The following is a 26,239-nucleotide window of genomic DNA, read 5'->3' as shown; positions in this document are numbered from 1 at the left end:
TGAACCCAGCTCACGTACCGCTTTAATTGGCGAACAGCCAAACCCTTGGGAGCTTGTTCACCCCCAGGATGCGATGAGCCGACATCGAGGTGCCGAACCTTGCCGTCGCTGTGGACGCTTGGGCAAGACTAGCCTGTTATCCCCGGAGTAGCTTTTATTTGTTGATCTTCCACTCTCCTATATGAAAATGGTCGGTTCACTAACTTACACTTTCGTGACTGCGCGACATATGGGTCTTGCAGTAAAGCTGGTTTATGAGTTTGCTCTATCGCTCCGGTTTCCATCCGGAGCTAACCAACCTTTAAACGCCTCCGTTACCTTTTAGGAGGCGAGCGCCCCACTCAAACTACCCACCAGATACTGTTCCCCGCGGATGCGGGGTTAGATATACAAAATGCCAAGGGTGGTATCTCACTGGTGCCCGAAGGCTCCCACCTATTCTGAACATGGACGTCTTATATATCAATATCAAGCTATAGTAAAGCTTCACGGGGTCTTTTCGTCTAACTGTGAGTAACCGGCATCTTTACCGGTATTGCAATTTCGCCGAGCCCCTTATCAAGACAGTTCTCAAGTCGTTATGCCATTCGTGCGGGACGGAACTCACCCGTCAAGGAATTTCGCTACCTTAGGACGATTATAGTTATCGCCGGCGTTCATCAGCGCTTTGCATCAAGGCTTGCACCTCTCCGCTTAACGTTCTGACACTGGCCAGGCATCAGCCCCTATACATAGTCTTACGACTTTAGCAGGGACCTGTGTTTTTGGTAAACAGTCGCTAGAGATCTTTAACTGCGCCCCGACAAGCTTGCGCTGCCGGGGAGGGCATATCCCGAAGTTACGCCCGTTGTTTTGCCGAGTTCCTGAATAAGGGTTATCTCGTTCACCTTAGGCTTCTCGCCTCACCCACCTGAGTCGGTTTACGGTACGGTTGCACACATACTTAACAACACACCTTTTCTCGGCACCCAGTTATCAAGAATTCGCTCCACCCGGAGGTTTCACTTCTTCGCCCCGATTTGCATCGGAGCAAACATATATAGCCAAAATATGCTCTTAACTTCTAAATGCGTCAGTGTGAGGATAATATTTGTACAGGGCAGGAATATTAACCTGCTTTTCCATCCCTCGCATCCGTTTGGATACGCGGTTAGGATCGCCTAACCCTGGGCCGATTAGCGTTGCCCAGGAAACCTTGGATTTTCGGTGGACCGGTTTCTCACCGGTCTTTTTGCTACTCATGCCAACATTCTTACTTCTATATCCTCCCCCGTTCCTCACGAAACGACTTCAGCGGATATAGAATACTCCTCTACCGCTCCGACTTGCGTCGGAGCCCTTAGTTTCGGTACTACGTTTGAGCCCCGGTAAATTTTCGGCGCAGAAATTCTTGACTAGTGAGCTATTACGCTTTCTTTAAAGGGTGGCTGCTTCTAAGCCAACCTCCTAGTTGTATAAGAAAATCCACTACCTTTCACACTTAACGTAGATTTAGGGACCTTAACTTAAGATTTTGGGCTGTTCCCCTTTTGACTAACGAAGCTTAGCCCCCGTAGTCTTACTGCCTTTTTTAAACACCCAGTATTCGGAGTTTGATAGAAAGGGATATGGCGAACCACTCCACTTCCTTCCAGTGCTCTACCCCTGGATGCGAACAAAAGACGCTAGCCCATAAGCTATTTCGAGGAGAACCAGCTATTACCAAGCTCGATTGGAATTTCACCCCTAGCCACAGCTCATCCCCCAGTGTTGCACGGCTGGTGGGTACGGACCTCCTCCTGATTTTACTCAGGGTTCATCCTGTCCATGGCTAGCTCGCCTGGTTTCGGGTCTTGTACATGCTACCTTACTCATTCAATATTATTAGCTCAAAGGTCAAGCCAATAATATTAAAGAGTATACGCCAGATTATGACTCGGTTTCCCTTTGCCTTCTCCCGCAATGCGGGATTAAACAAGTAACATACACAAACTCGTTGGCTCATTCTTCAATAGGCACACCGTCGCACACTTTACTTGCGTAAAGCATGCTCCGATTCCTTGTCAACATGTGGTTTCAGATACTATTTCATCGCCCTCACCGGGCTGCTTTTAACCTTTCCCTCATGGTACTAGTTCACTATCGATCATCAAGAATATTTAGCCTTGGGTCATAGTCGACCCAGCTTCAAACAAGATTTCACGTGTCTCGTTTTACTTAAGAATAACTACTGGTCAGAATTATTATTTTTGCCTACAGGACTATCACCTACTTTGGTAGCCACCTTCCAATGGCTTTCAGCTAATAATAATTTTTGTAACTAACCTTCTGCCCTACAAGCGGCAGAAACGCAATTATCTTACAACCCTCAAATTAGCAACAGCTTGTACCTTTATTATTGTCTTGGCACAACATAATTAAACATTGTACCGCCTCAATAAACACTAAAAAGAGTTTGGGCTGTTCCCCGTTCGTTCGCCACTACTAGGAGAATATCGATTGATTTCTTTTCCTCCGCCTACTGAGATGTTTCACTTCAGCGGGTATGCTACCGCGCAAAAGCGCGGCTTACCGTGGTTTACACGGTAGGGTTCCCCCATTCGGAAATCCCCGGATCACAGGTTGCTTGCCACCTAACCGAGGCTTATCGCAGGCTGCTACGTCCTTCTTCGCTTCTTGATGTCTAGGCATCCACCACACGCCTTAAAATTACGGATTCCTAAAAGCTTATATTTTAGAAATCTCCTTACAATATAAAATTGCAATTTTTTCCTCAACCCTCCCTTATAAATGTTTTTAAAATTCTATCCTAATCAATCCACTTTTCAGGGTCTACCCTCAAAACTGAACTGATTTTATTCTTTACTATTTTTTAAAGTAACAAAAAACCGCTTGTTCTAAGCGGCTTGGTACGAAAACAAGACAATCCAGAGCCTAACCGCTTAGATTTTTTGTTAATAATATTGTTTTTTTCATATTATTATTCTTACCAAGTTATTTTAGCCAAATTAAGCCAAAATATTAAGTATTTATTTTCACTAACTATTATACCAAAAATGACAAATCTGTCAAATCCACACCTTATCCACCCCTTAAGGTTATAACATTATTCCAAAATTAGCCCAAATAAGTTAAACTTATCTTATGCTTAATACCTAATACTTTATACTAAATACTTATCCCATGATTTCTTATCTCAAGGGCTCTATCCTCTCAAAAAACTCCAAGTCTCTAGTTCTTTTAGTTGGCAATATCGGCTACCAAATTTTTGCGCCTACCACTCTCCTCCAAAAAGCTCAAATTAATTCTGAACTAGAGCTCTACACCCACCTGCGGCACTCTGAAGATGCCATGAGTCTTTTTGGTTTTGAGACCCAGGAAGAATTGCGTTTTTTTGAGATCCTCATCACCATCTCCGGTGTCGGCCCCAAAACCGCGCTGGGCGTCCTCGAAGTGGCCAAACTTTCTGATATCAAAAAAGCTATCCTGCGTGATGACCCGGCTATTCTCTATAAAGTTTCCGGCATTGGCAAAAAAACTGCCGAGCGTATCGTGGTAGAATTAAAAAATAAACTGGATGTTCTGCCTGCCACCGAAAAAGAACTCAATCTCTCTGATACTGACACCGAAACATTTGATGCGTTGATCTCTCTTGGCTACAATGAGCGTGATGTTCGTGAAGCCCTCAAAAAAATTCCCCCCGACATTATCCGCATGGAAGACAAGCTCAAAAACGCTTTCAAATATCTAAGTAAATAATTTTCCATAAATAAAATCCCTGACAGTTTCCCGTCAGGGATTTTTAAAACTAAAAATATTTGGCATCAGTGAGATAGCGCCAAATCACCGCCACCCACATTTCCCCCTTTTCCAATAAAACCCAGCGGTCAACTAATCCCAACCCCGCCGATTCAACAGCCCTCCTGGATCTGGGGTCTCTTCTAGCCGATCCCACGATCCTCCACCTTTTACCCAATAAAATCGGGTCCAGTATCACGGGGTCGCAGAACGCTCCGATTTGAACCTCAACGCGGGAAAATGACTGAGCGCATCTCCCCCGCACTTTTGCGGGTAAAGGAAAATTTGATATTGCACAGGCCCCCCTAGGCCCTACTAGCTGCCAAGAAAAACAATTATAGTAAAACTTTTTTGTTTTCATCTTGGGTTTTCTCCATTTTTCTTTTCCAATTTTTTCGGCGGCACAATCACCACGGTTTTCCCCGCAAAAGCACATTGATCATGCCGCACAAATAGATACCCACCCCCTCTTGTTTTGTAAAAAAATAAAAATCTGATTTTTCTATCCTTGAAAAACTTAATCGCCTCCTGATCAATAAACCCTTCCAGCTCCTTATAACTCCAGCCCCAGTACCACAATTTTGAGCGAATCAAACTCGCTCCTACGAGCAAATGATCAATGATTGAACCCCATCGAGTACCAAAAGAAAACTTAGGTAAATTTCTTGTCCCAGTCGCTCGTGATGGCTTGGGCAAGGGAAAAGTTGAAACGATGTCCACTTGCCGCGGATCATCTCCTTTTATCCTTTCGCCCTTGTGATTATAATAAAAAACCCACTCTCGGCTCATCTCTTAGCCCTCCCAGTTTATTGAAAATTTTAAAGATCTTTACATTTAAATTTTATTTTTATTAATTCAATCATCTTATCTCTGCCTCACCCAAAAGTCAAATAAAATAATCCCCTACCAACCTACAGACCCTACACCCCTACCTACCTAATAAACATCCCATCCCCAAAACTATAAAACCGATATTTCTTTTGAATTGCCTTTTTATATACTTCCAAAATAAACTTTCTCCCGGCCAAGGCCGACACCAGCATCAAAAGTGATGACTTGGGTAAATGAAAATTGGTGATTAAACCATCCACGAATTTAAATTTGTACCCCGGATAAATAAAAATATTAACTTCTCTTTTTGCCGGTTTTAATCTTCCCTCTTTGTCTACCAATGCTTCTAGCGCTCGACAACTTGTCGTTCCCACAGCAATAATTCTTCTCCCTTCTTTCTTATATCTACTCAGTCTCCCTGCCGTTATTTTGTCTATTCCAGCCCACTCTTCGTGCAATTTGTGCTCCTCAATATTTTCCGTCTTCACTGTTTGAAATGTCCCTGCGCCCACATGAAGAGTTACAAATTCAATTTTTATCCCCTTCTTTTCCAATTTTCCAAAAACTCTTTTGGTAAAATGTAACCCCGCTGTCGGCGCTGCCACTGACCCTTCACTCTTCGCAAAAACAGTCTGATAATCTTTCCGTATCTGCGCCGAATCCTTGGTCTTTATATACGGTGGCAAGGGCGTCTCTCCGTATTTCTCTAACCACTCTCTGAATTTTTTCCCTTGCAAATTAAATCTGACTATATAATTGCCACTATCCATTTTTTTTAATATCTCACATTTTAAAACATTACTCTTAAATCCTAAATCATAAATCATAAATCTTAAATTTCTTCCCATCACTTCCCATTTTCCACCTCTCAATTCTTTAAGTAAAAATATTTCTCTACCGCCAAATCTGATCCTCGCCGGGAAAACCTTACTATTATTAAAGACCAATACATCCCCTTCTTTTAAATATTTGTCCAAATTAAAAAAATAATCATGCCTTATTTGCCGACTAGCCTTATTAATAACCATGAGCCGCGAAATATCTCGCGGCTTCATTTGTTTTTGGGCTATCAATTCATTTGGTAAATTGTAATCAAATAGTTTTAACTTCATCTTTTAATTCTTTGGCGGCTAATTTCTTTTTATTGAATTCTATAAGCCGTATCAACTCTCTCGCCACATGATTGGGATTGGGTACTTGTTTAAAGTTCACCACTTCCTGTTCTCCGGCTGTTTGAATATGCACATTACCATAATCAATCACCGTTGGGAAAAATCCTTTTTGCTCCGCCAAAACATCCTGAATGCGAAAAAGTTTGTATTCAGCCACCACTCGATGAAAAAGCCCTCGCTGCTCCACGCCAATTACCCTATAATTTGTCACCATCCAAACATCTAGGTAATAATCCAAAAAAGCATAATAAAACAACATCCACCAAAACATATAAAACAGAAATAGTAATAATTTCAAAAATATTGACCAAAACTGGCTCTCTAAAGCCTGGGGCATTTCTTTGCTAATTAAAAAATAAATAAAAAATGGCAAAATGGCCAAAATCAAAAAAGCCAGAGCCACGACCCCAAAAACAAATTTGTGCCTATGCAATACAAAAACCACTTTTTCGTCTGGTTCTCTGTGCGGTATATACTTCAAGCTAAACATAATTTTGCAAATAATTTATCCTGAGCGAAGCGAAAGATCCCGCATCCTCCACCAACAATACGGAATTTACCCCCGCCCTTCGCAAAAAAGGTAAAATAAACTTAAAAAAATTATAATATTTGAATAGTCTGCATCCAATCAACTGACACAATAAAAGAATAGGCAGATACGAGTATCACCGCAGATACCACAATATAAATTATCATTACCAAAACATTGGAAATTGTCGCTACCCCAAAACGCAAAGCATGATAAACCAAAAACAAAGAAAAAAGCACAAAACACGCCGCCAACAAAAGATATAATATTAATATGATGAAAAGTGGTATCCCCATCTAAATATGTTCTTAAATATTATTTGTATATTTGTAAAATATTTGTAGATTTGTAGGAGTTAAAATAATTTAGTCTCTTCTGGCGGCTTAAAACCCAGATGCTCATAAGCACTTTTGGTCGCTACCCGCCCTCGTGGTGTCCGCATCAAAAATCCCTGTTGCAACAAAAACGGTTCATAAATTTCCTCTATCGTAGCTATTTCTTCATTCGTCGCCGCCGCAATTGTACCGAGTCCCACCGGGCCTCCATTATATTTTTCAATAATTACTTTCAACACTCTCCTATCGATCTCGTCCAGTCCAAGCATATCGATATCGAGCATCTTCAACGCCTCATCACTCACCTCTTTATTAATTTTATCATTCCCTTTGACTTGGGCAAAATCCCGGACTCTCTTCAAAAGCCTATTGGCAATTCTCGGCGTAGAACGAGCACGCCTAGATATCTCTCCTGCCGCCTCATTTTCTATATCAACTCCCAATATCTTTGCCGACCTCTCTACCACTTTATGTATTTCCTCTGGCTTATAAAAATCAATTCTAAAAATATTACCAAACCGATCACGAAGGGGTGAAGACAACAAACTCAATCTGGTTGTTGCCCCGACCAAAGTAAAATGTGGTAAATCCAATTTCAATGTCCTAGCTGATGGCCCCTTGCCAATAATAATATCCAAGGCATAATCTTCCATCGCCGGATAAAGAATTTCTTCAATACTCCTATTCAATCTATGTATCTCATCAATAAAAAGGACATCGCCTCTCTCTAGGTTGGTCAAAATTGCGGCCAAATCTCCAGCCTTTTCAATCGCTGGCCCACTTGTCACCTTTATATTCACATCCATCTCTCTGGCAATGATATGTGACAGAGTTGTCTTGCCCAGACCCGGCGCTCCATAAAAAAGCACATGCTCCAAGGCCTCGCCTCGCTGCCGAGCCGCCTCAATAAAAATTTTCAAATTTGACTTGATCTGTCCCTGCCCGATAAATTCATCTAGACTTCTCGGCCTTAGTGTCAAATCAAAACCCTGATCTTCTTCTTTTTCTTCTGGTGTTGTTATCCTTTCTTCTGCCATAATTAATTTTCCAAAAACGCTTTATAACCTTTATAAGCTGAATATATATCCGCCTTACTAGAAAGTTCATACGGCGCATGCATGTTCAGAAGTGGCACCCCAATATCTACCATTTCCATATTACGATTGGCCAAATACCCGGCGATCGATCCACCCCCACCAGCTTCTGCCTTACCCAGGTGCCCTGTCTGCCAAACCACTTTATTTTTATTAAATAAAGTTATAATCTCTCTAATAAAAAATGGTTCTGCTTCCATAGTATAAGATTTGCCTCGGTGTCCCAAATATTTCTCTATTACTACCCCGTGGCCCAGGTGCGCCACATTATTGAGATCATATGCCTGTTTATAGTCCGGGTCATAGGCCGCAGTTACGTCAGCCGAGATGCCTCTCGACTTTCTATAAAAATCATAAATATTTATTTTTATTCCTCTTTGTTCTATTAGCCAGCTAATCACGTTTTCCAAAAACATTGATTCGGCACTAGTCGCCCCAATACTACCTGTCTCTTCCTTGTCCACCAAATACAAAACACTAACCCTTTTGTTTTTTGTCTCCAAAAATGCTTCCAGGGCCGCAAACACACATACTCGATCATCTTGCCCATAGCTCGCTATAAGGCCCCGATCAAAACCAACATCTCTCGGGCTGTAAGCCGGCACGAATCTGATATCTGCCGCAAATAACTCCTCTTCGCCTATTTGATAATTTTTATTGAGCCATTCTAATGCTGCCATTTTTACCCTCTCTTTGGCCTTTTTGTCTGCTACTGGTTTTGTCCCCACAATAATATTGAGTTCCTCCGCATCGATCGCCTTACCCAGAGGCTTATCCATCCTCTCGTGATCTAGGTGCGGCAATAAATCAGAAATCACAAACACTGGATCATTTTCCTTTAAGCCAATATCGATCTCTATCTCTTGTCCATTTTTCAAAACCACTGTTCCTTGCATTGCCAAAGGCGTTACTGGCCAATGATATTTTTTTATGCCACCATAATAATTTGGTTTAAAATAGGCAATACCCCCATCCTCATAAAGCGGTTTTACCTTCAGGTCCATTCGTGGTGAATCCGTGTGCGCCACCAAAAAATTGGCCCCAGCCATTAAATCGCCTTTACCAAAATTTATCAAAACAGCGCTCTTGTCTCGGTTTATAAAAATCAATTTATCTTTGCCTTTTGCCAATCCACTGTTTAAATCACCTCGTACAAACCCCCTCTGCTTTGCCAGTCTTTCTACCTCTCTGATAGTCTGCTTCTCTGTCCTACAAACTTTCAAAAATTTCTTATATTCATCACCCAGGCTCTCGGCCACCCCCTGCTCTTTCTTTGAGGTTAAATCCCAAAAAAGACCCCCTCCCATCAAAAACTTTTTCCCTCCATTTTTCCTATTATTAGGCATATTTTCTTAGTTAATCTTATAAATCTACTCTACCAGATTACCCCCGCCTTGACAAGTTTTGGTCCTTATGATATGCTAGCTAGACGCTTTAAAACTAACCAATCCTTAATTTCTCCAAGAGACGACGAGCATGGGGATCTCTTTTAAGGATAATCCTGGTTTCGACTCGGATTGCCCTTATAAGGATTTTCTTCTCTTGGAGTAATTAGGGATTTCAACCCCGCCTTTCACCAAAGACGGGGTTTTAATTTTAGATTAATTGCAGTAAAATTAATCTAAAGACGATATTTATTAAAATTCACCAATCCTGTCATCTCTTAAATTAAGTATTATTTAATCTCCATGACCATCAAAAATTATACCGTGGTTCCCTACCAGCCATCTTGGCCTATCTGGTTCAAAGAAGAAAGTGATAACATCAAGCTCATTTTTAAACATGCTATTTTAAAAAGTCACCATATTGGCAGTACCTCGGTCCCCGGTCTGGCCGGAAAACCAACTATTGATATGTTGTTTATTGTCAAAAATGTTTCCCAAATCGACTCCCAGCTTATCCTTATGGAAAAAATTGGCTATCAATCACTTGGCGCGAAAAATGATCCTGGTACTCGCCTTTTAGAAAAGTACGTTAACGGACAAAGGCGTTTCATCGCCCATTTTTATCCAGTCAATCACCCAGAAATAAAACAAATGCTCGCCACGAGAGATTATCTTCGCTCACATCCATTAGACACCAAAAAGTATAGCGTCCTTAAATTTTCCTTATTTAAAAAATTTCCCAACTATTACCAAAAATACAGCGCTCAAAAATATAAACTGATGGCTACTATAAAAAAGAAAGCCCTGGCTTGGTCAAATAATATCACCGCCTTCCAAAACGCAAGGCAAAAAGAAAAAAATAAAATTTTTAAAAAACTAATAACCATCTTCTCCGCTATTGCTCTAGAGGGTCACATTTTTGGCTCGCTTGCTCGTGGCTCATCAGATGAATTTAGCGATATAGATTTTTGGGCCACTTTTTCTGATCAAAAAATTAAGAAAATAATAGCTCAACGGCTCAAACTCTACAAAAAAATCGGTAAAATTATAATTTATCACGAGGCTCAACAAAATTATCCGCTCGGGGGAACATACGCCTACTTATTATTCCAAACCAGCGCTGGGCCAATTCATGTTGATCTTTATTTATCACCAAAAAACAGCGCCCGCCTCTGGGGTAAATCCAAAATACTTTTTAATAAAAAAAATCTAAAAATTCCCAAGGGTAAAATGATTTATGAAACCAAAAGAGAAACACGCGATATTCAAGACCGAGTTAAGTTCATCATTTGTATGACCTTCAACGGTATAAAAAAAATTATCCGCAAAAATGATAATAAGTTCTTAGATTTTCTCGTGGAAATATATAATGATTTGCGCCAAAAGTCATTCCCCAAAATTAAAAAAGTTACCCCCAAAAATTCTACCAAAACCCTAGAGAAAATTCTAGATAATTTATTTATAATTTCCAACAGAGAAAACAGGCAAGCTATACAGCAAATAAAATTATTTTTGAACCAAATTAAAAAATTATATCTCTAGCTTTATATTTCAAAAGATTTAAAAACACCACGCGCCTGTGCGGGGTGTTTTAGTTTTTATATTTATTTCTATTTATCTCCACCTATTTCTACTGTGCTTCTATTATCTCCGCTGTACTCGTCGCTGCCTTACCAACTAGACACACCTCGCTCCACGGCACATAATGAGACCTAAAGGTCTCTTCACTATTTTCCTTGCCAATTCCCTCTGGCCAAGTAATATTTCTTTTAAAATAAGCATCGGCGCCATTATGCGGTTTTTCTGTGCACTTCTTTTCTCCCGGCTTCAGATCCTCGCTCTCAATTATTTTTGTTTCCCCTGGTTTCACAATATTATAAATCACCGGGCTGGTTGTTGCCACGCTTCTCCCGTCGCGTGTCCCCCAAAAATCAAAAAACAATTTATTGCCGTCTACTTTTGTCTGCAATAATAAATAATTTCCTGTATCGTTGATAAACTTAAAATCCGGCCAAGGGTCATAAATCGTCGCGTCTGTTCCAGCTGGTTCATAATATGACACCCGATAAGAATGGTTGCGCCTTTCAGTGATGGGTAAACCAGTATTAATAGCCAAACGAAATAAAGTAGTTCCGATTTGGCACAACCCCCCACCAAACTCTGGTATAGTTTTACCTTCTTTTATCACCAATTCGGGCTTATAGCCGCTCTCTGCATTTATCTCGCCAAGGGCACTAAGCAAAGAAAATTCTTCCTCTGGTTTTATCAATATGCCATTTAAAGATCCGGCCCCTACACTGATATTGTGTCTCCTGTTTACCGGCGATCCACTAAAATCAGACGCCCCACTGCCTATCAACTCTTTTATCCCCAAATTATTTACACTCTCGTTATCTATTTTTGCCTTATCAATTTTCATAACCAAAGCCACCCTTGTATTTTTGTCTCCAAAAAATTTATTTTCTATTTCTTTTGTTGTGTTTTCTATATCCAATATCTCCCCATCTTGAGAATTTTGAAATTCTTGGACCCTATCACCAGCCACCAAAAATCTCGCTTCCTTCGCCGGCCGGTCAATTTCCTCTGCTATCTTTTTCAGTCTTCCTTTTACCAAGTCATCATTAAATCCAAGATGGACGCCCCGCGCTTGATTTTTCTTTAGCTCTAGCCACTCCTGAATTTCCTGTTTTTTTATCTTCCATTCTTTTGTTTCTTCTTGACCATTATCTAAATACAAAACAACGGGCGCCGAATCAACCACAACATCCACTTGGCCCAAAAACATTTCCGCTTCCTGTGTGTTTATAGATGGCACCTCAGCCACCAGCTCCAACTTTACCGCGCCAGTCTTTGCTTCTCCCAAATTTTTTCCCAATGAAATTAACGCTTTACTATAATCAAAAACCCTTCCTTCCTTTTCTTTTTCAATCTTAACCACACCATTATCAAAAAATATCTTGGCATTATTACCCGGCATCTCCCACTTGCCAAACTCTTTCTTTAATATTTGTATCAAGCCCTCACTGTTTATTTTATATTCTGCCTCTACTTTATTTTTACCGAAAAATGTTCTTATTTTTTCTGTCATCCCCTGCCAAAAATTCTTCCCCCTACCCCAACCATAAGCCCCGCTAATAGTCCTCTCCAAATCATAACTCCACAGCTCATAGGCCACCCCGCTCTCTGCCCCGCCATAAACCACTGGATTGACTTGAAACTTATTATCTAAATATTCAAATGATTGACCCTCTTCTGCCAACTTATCAATTTGCGCTTGTAGTAAAACTCGAGCCTGTTCTCTTGTTTTACCACCAAGTTCTAACCGCCCCACTATTACCCCAGGATAAATTTTATCCTTATAAAAATAGCCATAAACCTGGAGACCGCCAACCAAAACCACTGCCACTATCAAAAAAACGGCCGTTATCAGTAGCCATTTAAAAATAATTTTACTGCTTATATTCTCCCCCTCTTTTGCCATAATATTATTCTGTCTTTAATAACTCATTCAAAACCGCCTTGGCTGTGCGCTCTCTTTCTTCTTCTTCTGTCCTGGCCGTAGTCAAAAATATTTTTACCGCCGCTCCTTCGACAGCATCGCCCGGCAAATCTCCTTTTGGCCAATTTATTGTCTGCCCATCTTCCATTTTCAAAACAGCCTGCTCTCCCTCAAAGCGATCCAATGTCCCCAACACAAATCTCCTTTGTCCAAAAAAATCCTGACCCATATACTAGCTTAAACCAATATTTTTATAATGTGTTATTCTAAAATCTTTATTATTTCCCCTTCCCTCTATCGCTAGGCAGTCAAAACGATAGCGCCCATCCTCTGCCTTCTCCTGACGATAAACTTCTGCCGTCATCTCCAATTTCTCTAGCTTGCCCTCCGTCACTGATTCCTCTGGTAAACCACAAGCCACGGAATTCCTCATTTTTACCTCCACAAAAACCAGTTCTTCAGTTTTTCTATCTCTCGCTATGATGTCTATCTCACCCCAGCGTGTATAATAATTTTTTTCTACAACTTTATAATTATTTTCCTGTAAATATTTTTCTGCCAACTCTTCACCCCTCCTGCCCTTCTCGCGATTATTCATACCTTTTATAAATATTTTTTCATCTCCTCTTTTTTCTTTTGCTCTTCCCGCCTCTCTGGCACTATCTTTATCAAATACCTAAAAATTTTATAAGCCCACCAGATAGCCCAAATGCATAAAGCTAAAAACAAAAATGGCATCCCCAAAAATCCTATACCCTGCTGCCTAGCAAATATCAAAAATAACCCCAAAAAACCTATCAATAGCCCCCAAGTGCGCACCTTGTCCCAAAACTTTCTCTTTAAATTGTCTTCTTTGTTTTTGTTTACAAACAATCCAGACACCAAACCAACAATCACTATTAAACAAAAAATCACCGTCAAAACTCTAAATACCCCACCGAGCCATGGCTCTGGAGTAAAATCAAACCAATAAACCAAGGTTAATAAATTTGTCATATTATATTTTTTCAAAAATTAATCCGTAATGAAATTTTCCAGCATTTATTTCTTTTATTTCTTTCAAGCCGGCGCCCAAAGCCAGTTCCCGCACTCTTTCTGGCAAAACCTTTGCTTCACTTGTGGGCCCAAAAGGAAACCTTCCACTCTTCCAATCAACCACCAAAATTTTTCCACCCCGCTTCAGGAGTCTCGCCGCCTCTCTCAAAATAGTCTCCGGTTTTTTATTCTGAAATAAAACATTAATCAAAAAAGCATAATCTACAGAGCCATCATTAATTTCTGTCGCCCCATAGTTCTCAAGATTTGACCAAACAGTCTTTATGTTCCCAAGCCCAAGCATTTTTGCCCTATTCTCTATATTTTTCAAAATCAATTTTTGAATATCAACCACATAAACCATGCCCGTATCACCAGCCACCTGAGCCGCCTGAAAAGCAAAATAGCCAGTCGTGCCACAACCCAAATCAGCCACCTTTGAACCATAGCTAATACCCAGTTGATTTATCAATAAATCATGGGCGTCCAAAAGCTCCCTGCCCCCCGGGAATATTTTGTCTTCCATATTTTTAAATTTATTTTACTTTCCTATTATATAAAAAAACGACCAAAAAATCAAATGAATCTAATCTTCTTCGAAATGCCGATATCCCTTTTCTGCCACCGGCCGAAAACTCTTGCGATGAATATCACACCAGCCATGTTGTTCCAAAAATCCAGCATGTTCGGCCGTCCCATATCCTTTATGCTGATCAAAACTATAATGAGGATACCGTTGATGATAATCTTTCATAATATGATCCCTTGTCACCTTAGCCACGACACTAGCCGCTGCCACCGAAGCAATCTTTCTGTCACCTTTTATATGAAAACTACTAGGGATTAGATGCTCAAAAATTTTTATTCCATCAACCAAAAGATAATCCGCTGTTTCTTTTATTTTTTCCACTGCTTCCAAAAAGGCTTTTCTGGTCGCCCCAATAATTCCCTCATTATCAATAATTTTTTCCGAAACAATTCCCACTCCTATAGCCAAAGCATTTTTGTTTATCACCACAAACAATTCTTCCCTTTTTTGCGGACTCAAAAGCTTGGAGTCTTTCAATCCTCTAAACCTAAAATCTCTTGGTAAAATCACAGCCGCCGCCACTACCGGCCCTGCCCAAGCCCCCCGACCCGCCTCATCCAAACCCGCCACACAATCAAAGCCCTTCTTCCAAAGATCTTTTTCTATTTTATAATTTGGATAATTAAACATATTTATTGACCAATTCCATTATCTTACTATAATTCTATCATAACCACACTATAATTAAAATAAATGAAAAATAAAAAAGAGCTCTACCTAATCGCCCAAAATATTAGAAGTCTCTTTAATATTGGCTCCATCTTTAGGTCGGCCGATGTTTTTGGCGTAACCAAAATCTATCTCTGCGGCTACACTGCCGCTCCGCCCAACCAGAAAATAGAAAAAGTCTCTCTTGGCGCAGAAAATTTTGTGCCTTGGGAAAAACACTGGCAAACTCACTTGTTGGTATCCAAGCTCAAGAGCCAAGGCGTTAAAATCTATGCCCTAGAAACTGGTCCCAAAACCAAAAACCTCACCACTTTTAAACCCCAGTTACCCTGCGCCCTCGTCGTCGGCAACGAAGTCAAGGGCATTAGTAGAAAAATATTGAGCCAAGCCGACGCTGTCATCTCCATCCCCATGCTCGGTCAAAAAGAATCCCTCAACGTCGCCATCGCCGCGAGTATCGGCCTTTATGAGCTTGGCAAATATAAACAATAAAACCCGAGCTCTCGCCCGGGTTTTCCCATTATTCATTATTCGCGTACTTTCATCGCCGCCCCAATCCTCTCCAGGGCCAAAGCAAATGCGCCCATACGCAGATTAGTCTGATATTTTTCTTTCCTCTGCCACACCTCATCAAAAGACTCACTCATGATTTTCTCCAATCTTTTATTGACTTCCTCCAAACTCCAATGATAATTCTGCAAATTTTGCACCCACTCAAAATACGACACCGCCACCCCACCTGCATTGGCCAGCACATCCGGTACTACGACAACCCCCTTCTTGTTTAACTTTTCTTCTGCTTCCGGGGTTATCCCACCATTGGCCATCTCCAAAACTATTTTCGCTTTTACCCGACCGACATTTTTCTCATTGATCGCCCCTTCCAAAGCCGCTGGTACCAAAATATCTACTGATAGTTGTAATAATTTTTCATTATCAATTTTGGCAAAATTCAAACAATCACACACCGTACCCCGACAATAGCAACCATCAATCTGCCCTTTTTCTTTTTTTGCTTTCATCACTTCCTCTGGGTCCATGTCATGGCCATTTTTATTCCAGATCCCACCTTGCGAATCAGACACCGCCATTATTTTATATCCTGCTTTGTGCAAAAACACTGCCAAATTATAGCCTACATTACCAAAACCCTGAATCGCGACCGTTGTCTTTTTTGGGTTTAATTTTATTTTCTTGGCCAGTTGCTCCATCACAAAAAATCCGCCGAGCCCTGTCGCCTCATTGCGACCGAGCGACCCGCCGATTTCCACCGGCTTACCCGTTACTAACCCCGGCACATTATATCCTTTTATTTTTGAATATTCATCAACCATCCAAGCCATGATTTGCGGATTGGTATAAACATCTGGGGCCGGGATATCTTTCTCTGGCCCAATAAAATTTGCCAATTTTTGTGTGAAGACCCGAGTCAATCTTTCCAATTCTCCCACTGATAATTTTTTTGGGTCCACCGTTATTCCACCCTTGGCCCCGCCATAAGGAACCCCCACCACCGCGCACTTGATCGCCATCCAAAAAGCCAAGGCTTTCACTTCATTCAAATCAGTCTTCGGATGAAAACGCAATCCCCCCTTATATGGTCCGCGACTATTATTGTATTGCACCCTATAGCCTTCAAAAACTTTCAATTCCCCGCTATCCATTTTTACTGGTAAAGATACTTGTAAAATATTCTCCGGTTTTTTCAATCTTTCCCACACGCTGGCCTCAAGATTGATCAGTTCTGCGGATTTTTTCAATTGCTCCATCGCATTATTAAATGCATTCATATTTTCCGATTTTTAATTTTATAAAAACACTCCTTGTCCACATTACTCATTACTTATTACACGTTACTTTTATATTACCATACTCAACAACTTCCCTTTGATATAAACCATCTTTTTTGGCTCTTTACCTTCCAGCCACTTTTGTACCTTATCGCTCTTGAGAGCTAGCTCTTTTACCTCTTCCTCGCCAATATCCGTTGCCACCAAAATCCTTTCTCTGACCTTGCCATTTATTTGAATTACCAATTCAAACTCTTCTGCCCTGATTAGGGCTGGATCATACTCTGGCCATTTCTCATGCACCAAGGATTCTTTGTGTCCCAAATTCTGCCACAACTCTTCCGCCAGGTGCGGCGCAAAGGGAGATAAAATCAAAATAAATTTCTCCCACAATCCTTGAGATAATTCTTCTGTTTTTTCCAACTCATTAAGGAAAATCATCATCTGCGCCACTGCCGTATTAAACTTCATTTCCTCAATATCCTCCTCCACCTTTTTAATTGTCTGATGTAGTAATGTAATTAATTTAGAATTTGAAGTTTGAGATTTGGAACTTGCTTGGAGCTTGTCCTGCAATGACCATACTCTATTCAAAAACCTATACACCCCATTCACACTCTTGTCCTCCCAGGCAATCGGCTGATCAAACGGTCCCATAAACATCTCATAAACCCGAAGCGTGTCAGCCCCGTATTTTTTTACATATTCATCAGGGTTGATCACATTGCCTTTTGACTTACTCATCTTCACTCCACCCTCACCCAAAATCATGCCATGCGCTGTTCTTTTTGCGTATGGTTCCACGCCGCACTCTTTCGGCACGGCGCCAATATCATACAAAAATTTCCACACAAATCTGGAATACAAAAGATGCAAGGTGGTATGCTCCATGCCGCCATTATACCAATCAACTGGTAGCCAATATTTGGCGCGCTCTGGATCCACCATCATTTTTTCGTTTTTCGGATCAGTATAGCGAACAAAATACCAATTCGAACCAGCCCAATTGGGCATGACATCAGTTTCCCGCCTCGCCTCGCCGCCGCACACCGGGCATTTGGTTTTCACCCAACTCTCATTTTTAGCCAAGGGTGAATCACCTTCATCGGTTGGAAGATAATCGTCAATTTCGGGCAAAACAATTGGTAGTTCATTTTCTGGCACGGTTTGCCAACCACACTTTTCGCAATACACCATAGGAATCGGTTCGCCCCAATATCGTTGTCTTGAAAAAATCCAATCATGCAATTTATATTGTATTTGTTTTTTACCAATATTTTTTTCTTCTAGCCATTTAATAATTTTTTCCTTAAACTCCCTTGTTGATAATCCATCAAATTCACCAGAATTAACAGCAAATCCATCTTCAGTTATCACTCGGCCGAACATAAATTCCAAATCCAAATCATCGGCCACTATCTGATAGTCCTGTACCCATTCTTGTGTACGCCTCCATTTTTTAAAATTCTCAAGAAACCTCTCAGATAAAACCAAAGACGTCACACCCGCCAGCTCCAGCCTGGTATTTATAAAATCACCATTTTCAATTCCTAACTTACCCTGATTTTTGCCAATCTGAACCTTGACCCCGCTAGACGATCTAAAATCAAAAAGCTGCGTATCATCCTCGTAATTTTGTTCACCTTCAAAGATATAACCCAAATTAAGCAAAAGATCTTTCAGTCGGTTCAAATCACTATCATTTTTTACGATCAAATCCAAATCTTCATGCACCCGATATATCGTTCGCGCCACAAAAGCAGAAGCCAAACCACCCAACAACCAGATGTCCAACTTTTGCTCTGTGGCCTTATCTTGAATTTCTTTTAATGCCTCTAATACTTTTATAGTCCTTTTATAATCATCAAATTTTAACGCCACCACCTGCTTTATTTCTATCCCATACTTCTTCGCAAACTCAAAATCTCTTTCATCATGCGCTGGCACGGCCATAATGGCGCCTGTACCATATCCCATCACCACATAATCTGCCACAAAAATCGGAATCTCTTTACCATTGACTGGATTGATCGCTTTAATGCCTTTTATTTCTACACCAGTTTTTTCTTTATTTAAATCTGTTCGCTCTAATTCTGATTTATTTTTTGCCTCTTCAATATAATTCAAAACCTCTTCTTTGTTATTGATAATTGCTAATTGATTTTTGATAATTGAATGTTCCGGTGCCACCACCATAAAAGTCACACCAAACAAAGTATCTGGTCTAGTCGTAAACACCTCTAAATAATCTTGGTTGTTGGAATTTGAGATTTGAGATTTATTTGGAAATTGGAAATTAAAAATTGGAAATTTTATAGATGCACCTTCACTTTTTCCTATCCAGTTTATCTGTTGTGTCTTTATTCGCTCCAAATAATTTACCAAATCCAAATCTTCAATCAACCGATCAGCATATTGGGTAATTTTCAAAACCCACTGCTCTTTATCCTTTTTTATTACCTCGCCCCCACATCTTTCGCACACTCCATTCACCACCTCTTCATTGGCCAAACCAATCTTGCATGAAGTACACCAATTAATTGTTTCTTTTTTCTTTTCAGCCAAACCGTGCTTAAACATCTGTACAAAAATCCACTGCGTCCATTTATAATAATCCTCATCGGTGGTGGAAAATGACCGGCTCCAATCAAAAGAAAAACCAGCTTCTTTCAGCTGTTTGGTAAAAGTGGCAATATTTTTAGCTGTTGCCTCTTGGGGTTTTATTTTTTTCTTGATGGCATAATTTTCTGTGGGCAAGCCAAACGCGTCAAAACCAATCGGATATAACACGCTATAGCCCTGCATCCGTCTCTTCCTCGCAATAATATCCATGGCGGTATTAGATCGCAAATGCCCAGTATGCAGACCATCGCCAGAAGGATACGGGAACTCTATCAACCCATAAAATTTCTTTTTATTTTCATCCCCATCGGCCGAAGAGGCAGACTCTTTAGCTCGAAATAATTTTTGTTCTTCCCAAATTATTTGCCACTTGGGTTCTATTAGTTGTGGATTATATTTCTCCATATATTTTATGCTTTCGTGTTTTAATGTTTTTATGCTCCAGTGTCCTTTATCTTATCACTTACTTTGTCCAAAATCAAATTTATTAAGCTTTACTAAATTTGCCTTTTTTGATACGCTAAATACCAACGAATTGTCATGGCTAGGCACCAATTTGTTAATTCTTTATGCTAAAAATATTCAGCCAACTTGCTTCCCTATTTTCCAGGTTTTTTTTAAAAATAACCTCCTTGCTTGGCAAAAACTTGTGGCTTGTGTTTTTTAGAAAAATTCTTGTACCTTTTTATAAGGTTTTTTTATTTTTAGAAAAAAAAATAAAAAAAATATTTTTTGAGGACACCCTGAGCCAACAACTTGTTGAGTACAAAAAATCTTTTCGTCAAAAATATATTGTTCACACTATTCTCTTAATAATCTTTTTACTTATTATTATCACAAACCTTTCGACCAAAAACGCTTATGCCGACGAATTTAATAAAAATAGTATTTTGGCCAAAATTTTTATCCCAGAAAACGAAGAAGAAATTGTTGAAAAATCAAACTTAAATAAAAAAGAGTCCGGCTATCCAAAAACAGAAACTATTTTGAGTCAGCTTGATACTTTGGAAAGTAGAAAAAAAATAGATACCCAGGAAACCAGCCCCGAAAACAAGTCTCTCGCCCTCCTCTCGCAGTCTGGTGAGGCTTTGATAAAATCAAACATTTCTCCCTTCACCGAAAACGGAGGCACTGTTCCTGCCAACCAAGGTAACACCATCCAAACATATACAGTACAGGCTGGTGACACCTTGGGGAGTATTGCCAGCCGCTTCAATATTTCTATCAACACCCTTCTTTGGGAAAACAACCTCTCTATTGGCAGCTATATCCGACCGGGAGAAAAACTCTCCATCCTACCGACCAATGGCGTTACCTACAATATAAAGTCTGGTGACACCCTTGGCAGCATCGCCAAAAAATTCGGCTCCAGCATAGAAAAAATATTATCTTACAATAATATCGCCGACGCCGCCAATATAAAAATAAAACAAAAAATTATTATCCCCGACGGCAAACCGCTTTCCAGCGGCACCCTTGCTAGCCGCAGCACTGGCTCTATAAAAAATATATTTTCCGACAAACCAGCCACCAACGCCGACAAAAGTTTTGTTTGGCCGAGCAACTCCCGTCGTATCACTCAATATTTTAGCTGGAGACACAATGCCATTGATATTGGAGCCAAATCAGGCAGCCCCATATATGCCATGAAAGGAGGGCGGGTAGAGAGGGCTGGCTGGTCTACCGGTTACGGCTACAATATCGTCGTCAATCACGGCAACGGAGTCAAAAGTCTGTATGCCCACTCTAGAAAGCTTTATGTCAAAGTAGGCGACCAAGTCAGCCAGGGCGAAGTCTTGGGCGAAGTCGGTTCTACGGGTTGGTCAACCGGGCCACACATCCATCTAGAAATTATTATCAATGGATCCAGAGGAAATCCCCTTAGTTATCTATAAAAATACAATTATCAAAACCCCGATTCAATATCGGGGTTTTAAAATTCTTTCTCTATTTTTAGGCCACCCTAAACACCTCTTCCAGACTGGTAACCCCCCTGACCGCTTTTAAAATACCATCTTGAGCCAAAGATACCATTCCATCTTTTGCGGCCACCTGTTTTATCTGCTGTTCTGATATTTCTCCAGCCAAAACCATATTTTTTATCTCATCATTTATCCTTAAGATCTCAAAAATAGCTATCTGCCCCTTATAGCCAAGACCAGAGCACTCCTTGCACCCCTTACCCTTATAAAAAGTTATTTTATCAAAATTTTCCGGACTAATAATACTCCTATATTTATCGGGTAAAATGGCCACCTCCTGTTGCAATCTTTCTTTCTTCAGTTCATCAAGAGCCTCTGTCTCCTTGCACGCCTGGCAGACCCGGCGCACCAATCTTTGTGATATCGCTACATTTATCGCCGGAGAAAGCAGATATGGTTTTGCTCCAAGAGCCATAAATCTAGGGATTGTCCCGGCCGCACTATTGGTATGAATAGTAGACAGCACCAAGTGCCCGGTCAGAGCAGCATTTAAAACTATGTCCACGGTTTCCTCGTCCCTGATTTCACCCACCAGAATAACATCCGGATCCTGGCGCACCAGTGACCGCAAAGCCTTGGCAAAAGTATAACCTTTATCTTCTCTGACCTCCGACTGATTAATCCCCTCAAGTTTATACTCTATTGGGTCTTCCACTGTGATTATTTTATTATCCGAAGAATTTAATTTATTCAAAATAGAATACAATGTTGTCGTCTTACCAGATCCCGTCGGTCCAGTTATCACCAAAAGCCCATTTGGTTTGATTATTTCTTTTTCTAAAATAGCCCGGTTATACTCATCCAAACCCAAATTGTCAAGGCTCATCTTCTTTATCTTGTCATGATATAAAATTCTCATCGCCACGCTCTCTCCGTAATTTGTCGGCAAAGTAGAGACTCTAAAATCAATTGGCTTATCCAATATTAATAAATTAAAATTTCCATCCTGTGGCCTGTCTTGTATATTGATTTTCAGCCCAGCATTTAATTTTATTCTGGCCACCAAATGATTCCATTTCTCTTTGGCCAAAACCGCTACGTCGTGCAAGACGCCATCTATTCTAAATCTCACTTTTACATCATTCTCCTCTGCCTCTATATGAATATCACTCGCTTCAATCCTGGCGGCCGCCATTATTATAACGCCCATGGCCTCTGTAGTAGAAGCCCCGTTAATCTTTTCCTGTATTTCTTTTATATCACCAATCTCTTGGCTTGATTGAGAAATTTCTCCTTCCAAAACTTTTATATCATCTATCCTCTCCACCTTTTTTGGGATTGAGGCATAAAGCCTCAGGACGGCATCTATACTCTCCTCGCTTGTCAGAAAAATAGAGACTCTTTCTCCCGGATGTTCTTCTTTTATTTTAGCTATTAGCTCTTGCGCCCCGGGGCTCATTCCGGCAATGGCCAACCTCAACCCCTCACCGCGCTTATAAAAAAAACAAACAAGTCTAGCCTCCTTGGCCTCATCCTCTTCTACTAATTTCAAAAATTCAGCCATTATCGGCAACCCTCGCAAGTTTATATAACCAAAACCCAAATTCATGGCTTTCATTTTTATCTGATCTTCTCTCCTGTCTGACTCCATCGCCCTTATTTTGTCATTAAGTTCTGCTTGTTTACCCAAAAAGCCATTATTTTTTATAGTAAATCCAGATGGTCTTTCCTCTATAGCAATCTCTTCTTTTTGAACAAATGGTATATCTTGTTTTTCTTTTATCAATACACCTTTTCCCTCTAAAAAATCACCCGCTGCCCCTTCTGCCCCATCTTTATTATCTAATAATAATCGCTCCTCTGGCGGCGTGGTGTCTTTTGTTTCCTCTTTTTTTTCCTCCACCCCGCTCTCTGGCTCCGGCGGTTTTTCTTCTGATAAAAAAATTGACTGCGCTTTTTCTTCGAGCACGCCTGACGCCTCTTGCTCTGTTTTTATCTTCGGCTCTACTGGCACCATAGGAGCTGTTTGTGGGGTTTGTTGCTCCTGCTTTGCTGATTCAACCAAAAAAACATCTTCGTCCCCGTCATCAATGCCAGCCAGGAGATCATTTAATTTTTTTTGTATTTGATTGCTATCTACCATGTTTTTATCCTTAATTCATAATTCTTACCCACCTTAATTATACCTGCTGTTTGTTTTTTTGGCGAATATTATCTACCGCCATCATTCCAACTAGTAGCCAAAAAAACACACTCAAATCATTTTTAAAATAAGGCACATCCACCAAGCCGTGCACTATAATCACGGCCATCGTCGCCGCTAATAATATTCTTAAATCATAAATCGCAAATCCTAAATCTTTATCTAGCCTAAAAAATACTCTCTTATAAAACCAAACAATAACCAGAATAAACGCCAATAGCCCCAATATCCCCAACTCACTCCAAAAATTCAAAACAATATTATGCGGATACAAATAAATCTCAATATAACTTTTTTGGTGAAATGGCTCCATTGCCTCCTGGTAGCCGGCCAAACCAGCCCCAAAAATTGGTTTTGTTTTGAGCATCTGCCAGCTCTCCATCCACATTTCTTGACGTACCGTCAAGGAATCGCCGCCCTCTACGCTATAGTTTCCCTTTAGGTTTATTCGACCGCTCTGCAACAAAATTATCCCGACCAAAAATATTACCGCCACCAAGGGTACAAAATATTTTCTATAACCCCTATAAAAAATCGCGTAAAATATCAACCCGGCCACTACCCCTATCATTGCTCCTTTTGACCCGCTCCACCAAACTGATAATAAACTCAACGCCACTATCCCCCATCCCAACAATTTAACACTATAATAATTTAACAATTTGCTCTTTTCTTTCTCCTGCCCGACCAAAAAACCAATTAATAATATGATTATCGGCCCCAAATAAAGTGCCAGCGCATTCGGATAAGGGAAAATCCCGCTCACCCTTCTCGTCGCTTCGGCCGCCCAAAACTCATTAGCGATCCAATTGCCGGTCAATTTTTGATAAATAGCCACCGTGCTCACTGTCAAAGACGATCCGGCCAAAGCCCAAAAAATATTTTTTAACTCTTCTTTTTTTATCACCGCCACAAAAACCCCAAAAAACAATATTGGCTCCACAAAATAAGCTTTCCAGATCCCAAGCGCCGCCCGCAAATCCGGCCCCACCAAAACCGCCACCGTTGCCGCCAATAAAAACGTCAGCAATGAAACAATGAAACAATGAAACAATTTTAACCCTCTAATCTTTTTCCAAAAATCCAAAATTCCGTCCCGCCGTAGCCGCAATAAAAAAATTATAAACAAAATCAAAATCATCCCTTCCAATACCGTCATCGGCACTGGCCCCAAATTAAACCGAATCAAATAGCCTGGCAAAGCAAAAACTATCAAATAAATTGCCCAATTTATTTTCTTCCACGCCAAGCCAGCAAAGGCAATAAAATATAAAGTTAATAAAAAGACATAACCCATAATTCATCGTTCACTTTTTTAATAGATTTCTGTCTATTCCTCCAGCCAGAAACATTACTATTAAATATATAATTATACCCAGAGGTATTGATAATACAATGTGCCAACCACTAGCCAGCCACAAGGCCATCCCCATCACCATTGCCGCCAAAAAGGCTTTACCGAAAATCATCAAATTTATTTTCAGTCCCGTCGCTTTTCCTAGTAGAATCATCGTAGCCATGAGCATAAATAATTCCACCCCAACTGTCACCCCAGCCGCACCGAAGTAGGCATATTTGGGTATTAAAATTATATACAAAACCAGGGCGATCACTGCTGCTGAAAGATAATATTTGATCATCTGTTTTTGCCGGCCAATGGCGATAATCGCATAAGTCGTCAGATGACTCAAAAAAATAATCCCCGTCGCCCAAATCAATATTTTCAAAATTGTCCCAGCCGCCGCAAAGCTCTCCCCGGCCAAAAGCACAATTATTGGTCTAGCCAAAATCGTTGTCCCCACAATCATCGGCCAAATTATCACCGCCAAACCGTCAAACGCTTTTTGCCAGGCTTTCTTAAAACCAGCCAGATCCCCCTCGGCAAACGCCTTGGCCAAAACCGGCCCAACCAATCCCATAAAAATCGCCGGCCAAGCAATCAACACTTCCAAAATTTTATACGGCGCGCCATAAATTCCTACCGCTTCGCTATTACTCAAAGCATAGGCTGGATTGATCGGCAAAATAGACAGAAGTAAGGTGTCGGCCTTGAAATAAATCAAAGAAAAAATACTAGTCACCGCGATTGGCCAGGACTTACCAAATATTTCTCGCCATACTATTAGGTCAAATGTCAATTTCAGCTTGGCTTGCTTCAAAAAAACTACCAGATTTATCCCGACGTTCAAAACAAACCCGATTACCACTGTCGCCAAAATTGCCATCAGTCCCAATCCCCGAGAAATCACCAGCCCAGTCAAAATCAAAAGCAATATTTTCCCAGCCAGCTCCGCCGCCGCCACCATCTTCATATTAATCTTGTTTTGAAAATAAGCCACCAGTGTCTGGTCAATCAAACCCAAAGCTACGGACAGTGAAGCCAAAAGCACCCCCCATTTTATATTATTATTATAAGGAAAAAACCAAACCAGAGCCCCAGCCAGAGCCATCATAAAAATAGCTGACACAAAGCGCATGGTAAAAATATTATTAAAAAATCTTTCCTCACCCCACTGGCTCCTTTTGAGCTCGTTGATCGTCACCACATACAATCCCAAATCGGCCAAAACCGCAAAGAAAAAAAGATAAGCAAAAACCGTAGTGTACTCGCCATACCCCTCCACTCCCAAATATCGGGTCAAAATAGCCACTACCAAAACCCCAATAGCCGAAGCGCCAAATTTGCCAATGGTATGGATTATCGTATTCCAAGCTATTTTTTGTGTTAAATTCATGATTTTATCTTACCATTACCCACATTTTGTGCCAAATTTAAGATCCCCCTCT

General features: G+C 40.6%; 22 protein-coding genes and 1 rRNA gene. 4 read left to right on the top strand and 19 right to left on the bottom strand.

All coding sequences use genetic code 11. The features are described 5' to 3' along the window. Positions 1–2,689: ribosomal RNA gene (locus GYA54_01625) — 23S ribosomal RNA — on the bottom strand; the annotation flags it as partial. A 473-nt stretch (positions 2,690–3,162) separates the two neighbouring features. Between GYA54_01625 and ruvA the strand changes: the two genes are divergently transcribed. After that, on the top strand, positions 3,163–3,738 hold the full coding sequence (gene ruvA / locus GYA54_01620; GenBank protein NMC51409.1) for a Holliday junction branch migration protein RuvA: 576 nt from the start codon (positions 3,163–3,165) through the stop codon (positions 3,736–3,738). Positions 3,739–3,787: 49 nt separating this feature from the next. On the opposite strand, the gene GYA54_01615 is transcribed toward ruvA, so the two are convergent. The 7 genes from GYA54_01615 to GYA54_01585 all read right to left on the bottom strand — a co-directional run bounded on the left by GYA54_01615 (position 3,788) and on the right by GYA54_01585 (position 9,084). Then, a complete protein-coding gene (locus GYA54_01615; protein ID NMC51408.1) occupies positions 3,788–4,138 on the bottom strand; it encodes a hypothetical protein in 351 nt (116 codons plus the stop codon). Further along, on the bottom strand, positions 4,135–4,566 hold the full coding sequence (locus GYA54_01610; protein ID NMC51407.1) for a hypothetical protein: 432 nt from the start codon (positions 4,564–4,566) through the stop codon (positions 4,135–4,137). Before GYA54_01610 ends, GYA54_01615 begins: the two co-directional genes overlap by 4 nt. Before the next feature lie 143 nt (positions 4,567–4,709). After that, positions 4,710–5,720, bottom strand: coding sequence for a tRNA preQ1(34) S-adenosylmethionine ribosyltransferase-isomerase QueA (gene queA, locus GYA54_01605; protein NMC51406.1), 1,011 nt, complete (start codon positions 5,718–5,720; stop codon positions 4,710–4,712). Next, positions 5,701–6,270 carry a PH domain-containing protein gene (locus GYA54_01600; protein ID NMC51405.1) on the bottom strand — a complete coding sequence of 190 codons (570 nt, stop codon included), beginning with the start codon at positions 6,268–6,270 and terminating at the stop codon, positions 5,701–5,703. Before GYA54_01600 ends, queA begins: the two co-directional genes overlap by 20 nt. A 110-nt stretch (positions 6,271–6,380) precedes the next feature. Continuing rightward, positions 6,381–6,605: a hypothetical protein gene (locus tag GYA54_01595; GenBank protein NMC51404.1), complete on the bottom strand. Its 225-nt coding sequence runs from the start codon at positions 6,603–6,605 to the stop codon at positions 6,381–6,383. A 59-nt stretch (positions 6,606–6,664) separates the two neighbouring features. Next, entirely contained in the window at positions 6,665–7,681 is a 1,017-nt protein-coding gene (gene ruvB, locus GYA54_01590) for a Holliday junction branch migration DNA helicase RuvB (GenBank protein NMC51403.1), read from the bottom strand. Between the two features lie 2 nt (positions 7,682–7,683). Then, positions 7,684–9,084, bottom strand: coding sequence for an aminopeptidase (locus tag GYA54_01585; GenBank protein NMC51402.1), 1,401 nt, complete (start codon positions 9,082–9,084; stop codon positions 7,684–7,686). Between the two features lie 342 nt (positions 9,085–9,426). On the opposite strand from GYA54_01585, the gene GYA54_01580 reads away from it, so the two are divergent. Beyond that, complete coding sequence (locus GYA54_01580) at positions 9,427–10,665, top strand: GrpB family protein (GenBank protein ID NMC51401.1); 1,239 nt, start codon at positions 9,427–9,429, stop codon at positions 10,663–10,665. Between the two features lie 88 nt (positions 10,666–10,753). Here GYA54_01580 and GYA54_01575 read toward each other — a convergent pair whose 3' ends face one another. From GYA54_01575 to GYA54_01550, 6 genes are read right to left on the bottom strand one after another with little or no spacing between them, the layout of a single operon-like run. Next, positions 10,754–12,604, bottom strand: coding sequence for a hypothetical protein (locus tag GYA54_01575; GenBank protein ID NMC51400.1), 1,851 nt, complete (start codon positions 12,602–12,604; stop codon positions 10,754–10,756). A 4-nt stretch (positions 12,605–12,608) separates the two neighbouring features. Further along, positions 12,609–12,851, bottom strand: coding sequence for a DUF3006 domain-containing protein (locus tag GYA54_01570; GenBank protein ID NMC51399.1), 243 nt, complete (start codon positions 12,849–12,851; stop codon positions 12,609–12,611). Between the two features lie 3 nt (positions 12,852–12,854). Further along, positions 12,855–13,220 carry a YraN family protein gene (locus GYA54_01565; GenBank protein ID NMC51398.1) on the bottom strand — a complete coding sequence of 122 codons (366 nt, stop codon included), beginning with the start codon at positions 13,218–13,220 and terminating at the stop codon, positions 12,855–12,857. Positions 13,221–13,225: 5 nt separating this feature from the next. Continuing rightward, positions 13,226–13,618 carry a hypothetical protein gene (locus tag GYA54_01560; GenBank protein ID NMC51397.1) on the bottom strand — a complete coding sequence of 131 codons (393 nt, stop codon included), beginning with the start codon at positions 13,616–13,618 and terminating at the stop codon, positions 13,226–13,228. A 1-nt stretch (position 13,619) separates the two neighbouring features. Continuing rightward, positions 13,620–14,183, bottom strand: coding sequence for a class I SAM-dependent methyltransferase (locus tag GYA54_01555; GenBank protein NMC51396.1), 564 nt, complete (start codon positions 14,181–14,183; stop codon positions 13,620–13,622). 60 nt (positions 14,184–14,243) lie between these two features. Continuing rightward, on the bottom strand, positions 14,244–14,876 hold the full coding sequence (locus tag GYA54_01550; GenBank protein ID NMC51395.1) for a ribonuclease HII: 633 nt from the start codon (positions 14,874–14,876) through the stop codon (positions 14,244–14,246). Between the two features lie 63 nt (positions 14,877–14,939). On the opposite strand from GYA54_01550, the gene GYA54_01545 reads away from it, so the two are divergent. Further along, positions 14,940–15,407 (top strand): RNA methyltransferase, encoded by a 468-nt coding sequence (locus tag GYA54_01545; protein ID NMC51394.1) that lies wholly within the window; start codon positions 14,940–14,942, stop codon positions 15,405–15,407. A 35-nt stretch (positions 15,408–15,442) separates the two neighbouring features. On the opposite strand, the gene GYA54_01540 is transcribed toward GYA54_01545, so the two are convergent. Together GYA54_01540 and GYA54_01535 are read right to left on the bottom strand one after the other, a co-directional pair. Further along, positions 15,443–16,705, bottom strand: a complete 1,263-nt coding sequence (locus GYA54_01540; protein NMC51393.1) for a Glu/Leu/Phe/Val dehydrogenase — start codon at positions 16,703–16,705, stop codon at positions 15,443–15,445. Positions 16,706–16,774: 69 nt separating this feature from the next. Beyond that, positions 16,775–19,732 (bottom strand): leucine--tRNA ligase, encoded by a 2,958-nt coding sequence (locus GYA54_01535; protein NMC51392.1) that lies wholly within the window; start codon positions 19,730–19,732, stop codon positions 16,775–16,777. Between the two features lie 164 nt (positions 19,733–19,896). Here GYA54_01535 and GYA54_01530 point away from each other — a divergent pair, with 164 nt between their 5' ends. Then, positions 19,897–21,222: a peptidoglycan DD-metalloendopeptidase family protein gene (locus GYA54_01530; protein NMC51391.1), complete on the top strand. Its 1,326-nt coding sequence runs from the start codon at positions 19,897–19,899 to the stop codon at positions 21,220–21,222. Positions 21,223–21,280: 58 nt separating this feature from the next. Here the strand turns inward: GYA54_01530 and GYA54_01525 are convergent, their stop codons facing one another. The 3 genes from GYA54_01525 to GYA54_01515 are packed head-to-tail and all read right to left on the bottom strand — an operon-like array spanning position 21,281 to position 26,187. Next, positions 21,281–23,392 (bottom strand): type II/IV secretion system protein, encoded by a 2,112-nt coding sequence (locus GYA54_01525; GenBank protein NMC51390.1) that lies wholly within the window; start codon positions 23,390–23,392, stop codon positions 21,281–21,283. Between the two features lie 37 nt (positions 23,393–23,429). Next, on the bottom strand, positions 23,430–24,749 hold the full coding sequence (locus GYA54_01520) for an O-antigen ligase family protein (GenBank protein NMC51389.1): 1,320 nt from the start codon (positions 24,747–24,749) through the stop codon (positions 23,430–23,432). A 10-nt stretch (positions 24,750–24,759) separates the two neighbouring features. After that, positions 24,760–26,187 (bottom strand): flippase, encoded by a 1,428-nt coding sequence (locus tag GYA54_01515; protein ID NMC51388.1) that lies wholly within the window; start codon positions 26,185–26,187, stop codon positions 24,760–24,762. Positions 26,188–26,239 lie beyond the last annotated feature (52 nt).

Source organism: Candidatus Kuenenbacteria bacterium, assembly GCA_012797775.1.
GTDB lineage: Bacteria > Patescibacteriota > Patescibacteriia > UBA2196 > GWA2-42-15 > JAAZMX01.
The sequence above is the reverse complement of the archived record's forward strand: the minus strand, read 5'-3'. Positions and strand labels throughout refer to the sequence as shown.

Coding starts and splice junctions, on each gene's coding strand:
- ruvB (NMC51403.1), bottom strand. CDS start 7,681: ATGGCAGAAGAAAGGATAACAACACCAGAAGAAAAAGAAGAAGATCAG.
- GYA54_01525 (NMC51390.1), bottom strand. CDS start 23,392: ATGGTAGATAGCAATCAAATACAAAAAAAATTAAATGATCTCCTGGCT.
- GYA54_01530 (NMC51391.1), top strand. CDS start 19,897: ATGCTAAAAATATTCAGCCAACTTGCTTCCCTATTTTCCAGGTTTTTT.
- GYA54_01555 (NMC51396.1), bottom strand. CDS start 14,183: ATGGAAGACAAAATATTCCCGGGGGGCAGGGAGCTTTTGGACGCCCAT.
- GYA54_01575 (NMC51400.1), bottom strand. CDS start 12,604: ATGGCAAAAGAGGGGGAGAATATAAGCAGTAAAATTATTTTTAAATGG.
- GYA54_01570 (NMC51399.1), bottom strand. CDS start 12,851: ATGGGTCAGGATTTTTTTGGACAAAGGAGATTTGTGTTGGGGACATTG.
- GYA54_01545 (NMC51394.1), top strand. CDS start 14,940: ATGAAAAATAAAAAAGAGCTCTACCTAATCGCCCAAAATATTAGAAGT.
- GYA54_01595 (NMC51404.1), bottom strand. CDS start 6,605: ATGGGGATACCACTTTTCATCATATTAATATTATATCTTTTGTTGGCG.
- GYA54_01520 (NMC51389.1), bottom strand. CDS start 24,749: ATGGGTTATGTCTTTTTATTAACTTTATATTTTATTGCCTTTGCTGGC.
- GYA54_01535 (NMC51392.1), bottom strand. CDS start 19,732: ATGGAGAAATATAATCCACAACTAATAGAACCCAAGTGGCAAATAATT.
- GYA54_01580 (NMC51401.1), top strand. CDS start 9,427: ATGACCATCAAAAATTATACCGTGGTTCCCTACCAGCCATCTTGGCCT.
- ruvA (NMC51409.1), top strand. CDS start 3,163: ATGATTTCTTATCTCAAGGGCTCTATCCTCTCAAAAAACTCCAAGTCT.
- GYA54_01585 (NMC51402.1), bottom strand. CDS start 9,084: ATGCCTAATAATAGGAAAAATGGAGGGAAAAAGTTTTTGATGGGAGGG.
- GYA54_01565 (NMC51398.1), bottom strand. CDS start 13,220: ATGAATAATCGCGAGAAGGGCAGGAGGGGTGAAGAGTTGGCAGAAAAA.
- GYA54_01540 (NMC51393.1), bottom strand. CDS start 16,705: ATGAATGCATTTAATAATGCGATGGAGCAATTGAAAAAATCCGCAGAA.
- GYA54_01600 (NMC51405.1), bottom strand. CDS start 6,270: ATGTTTAGCTTGAAGTATATACCGCACAGAGAACCAGACGAAAAAGTG.
- queA (NMC51406.1), bottom strand. CDS start 5,720: ATGAAGTTAAAACTATTTGATTACAATTTACCAAATGAATTGATAGCC.
- GYA54_01560 (NMC51397.1), bottom strand. CDS start 13,618: ATGACAAATTTATTAACCTTGGTTTATTGGTTTGATTTTACTCCAGAG.
- GYA54_01615 (NMC51408.1), bottom strand. CDS start 4,138: ATGAAAACAAAAAAGTTTTACTATAATTGTTTTTCTTGGCAGCTAGTA.
- GYA54_01550 (NMC51395.1), bottom strand. CDS start 14,876: ATGTTTAATTATCCAAATTATAAAATAGAAAAAGATCTTTGGAAGAAG.
- GYA54_01515 (NMC51388.1), bottom strand. CDS start 26,187: ATGAATTTAACACAAAAAATAGCTTGGAATACGATAATCCATACCATT.
- GYA54_01610 (NMC51407.1), bottom strand. CDS start 4,566: ATGAGCCGAGAGTGGGTTTTTTATTATAATCACAAGGGCGAAAGGATA.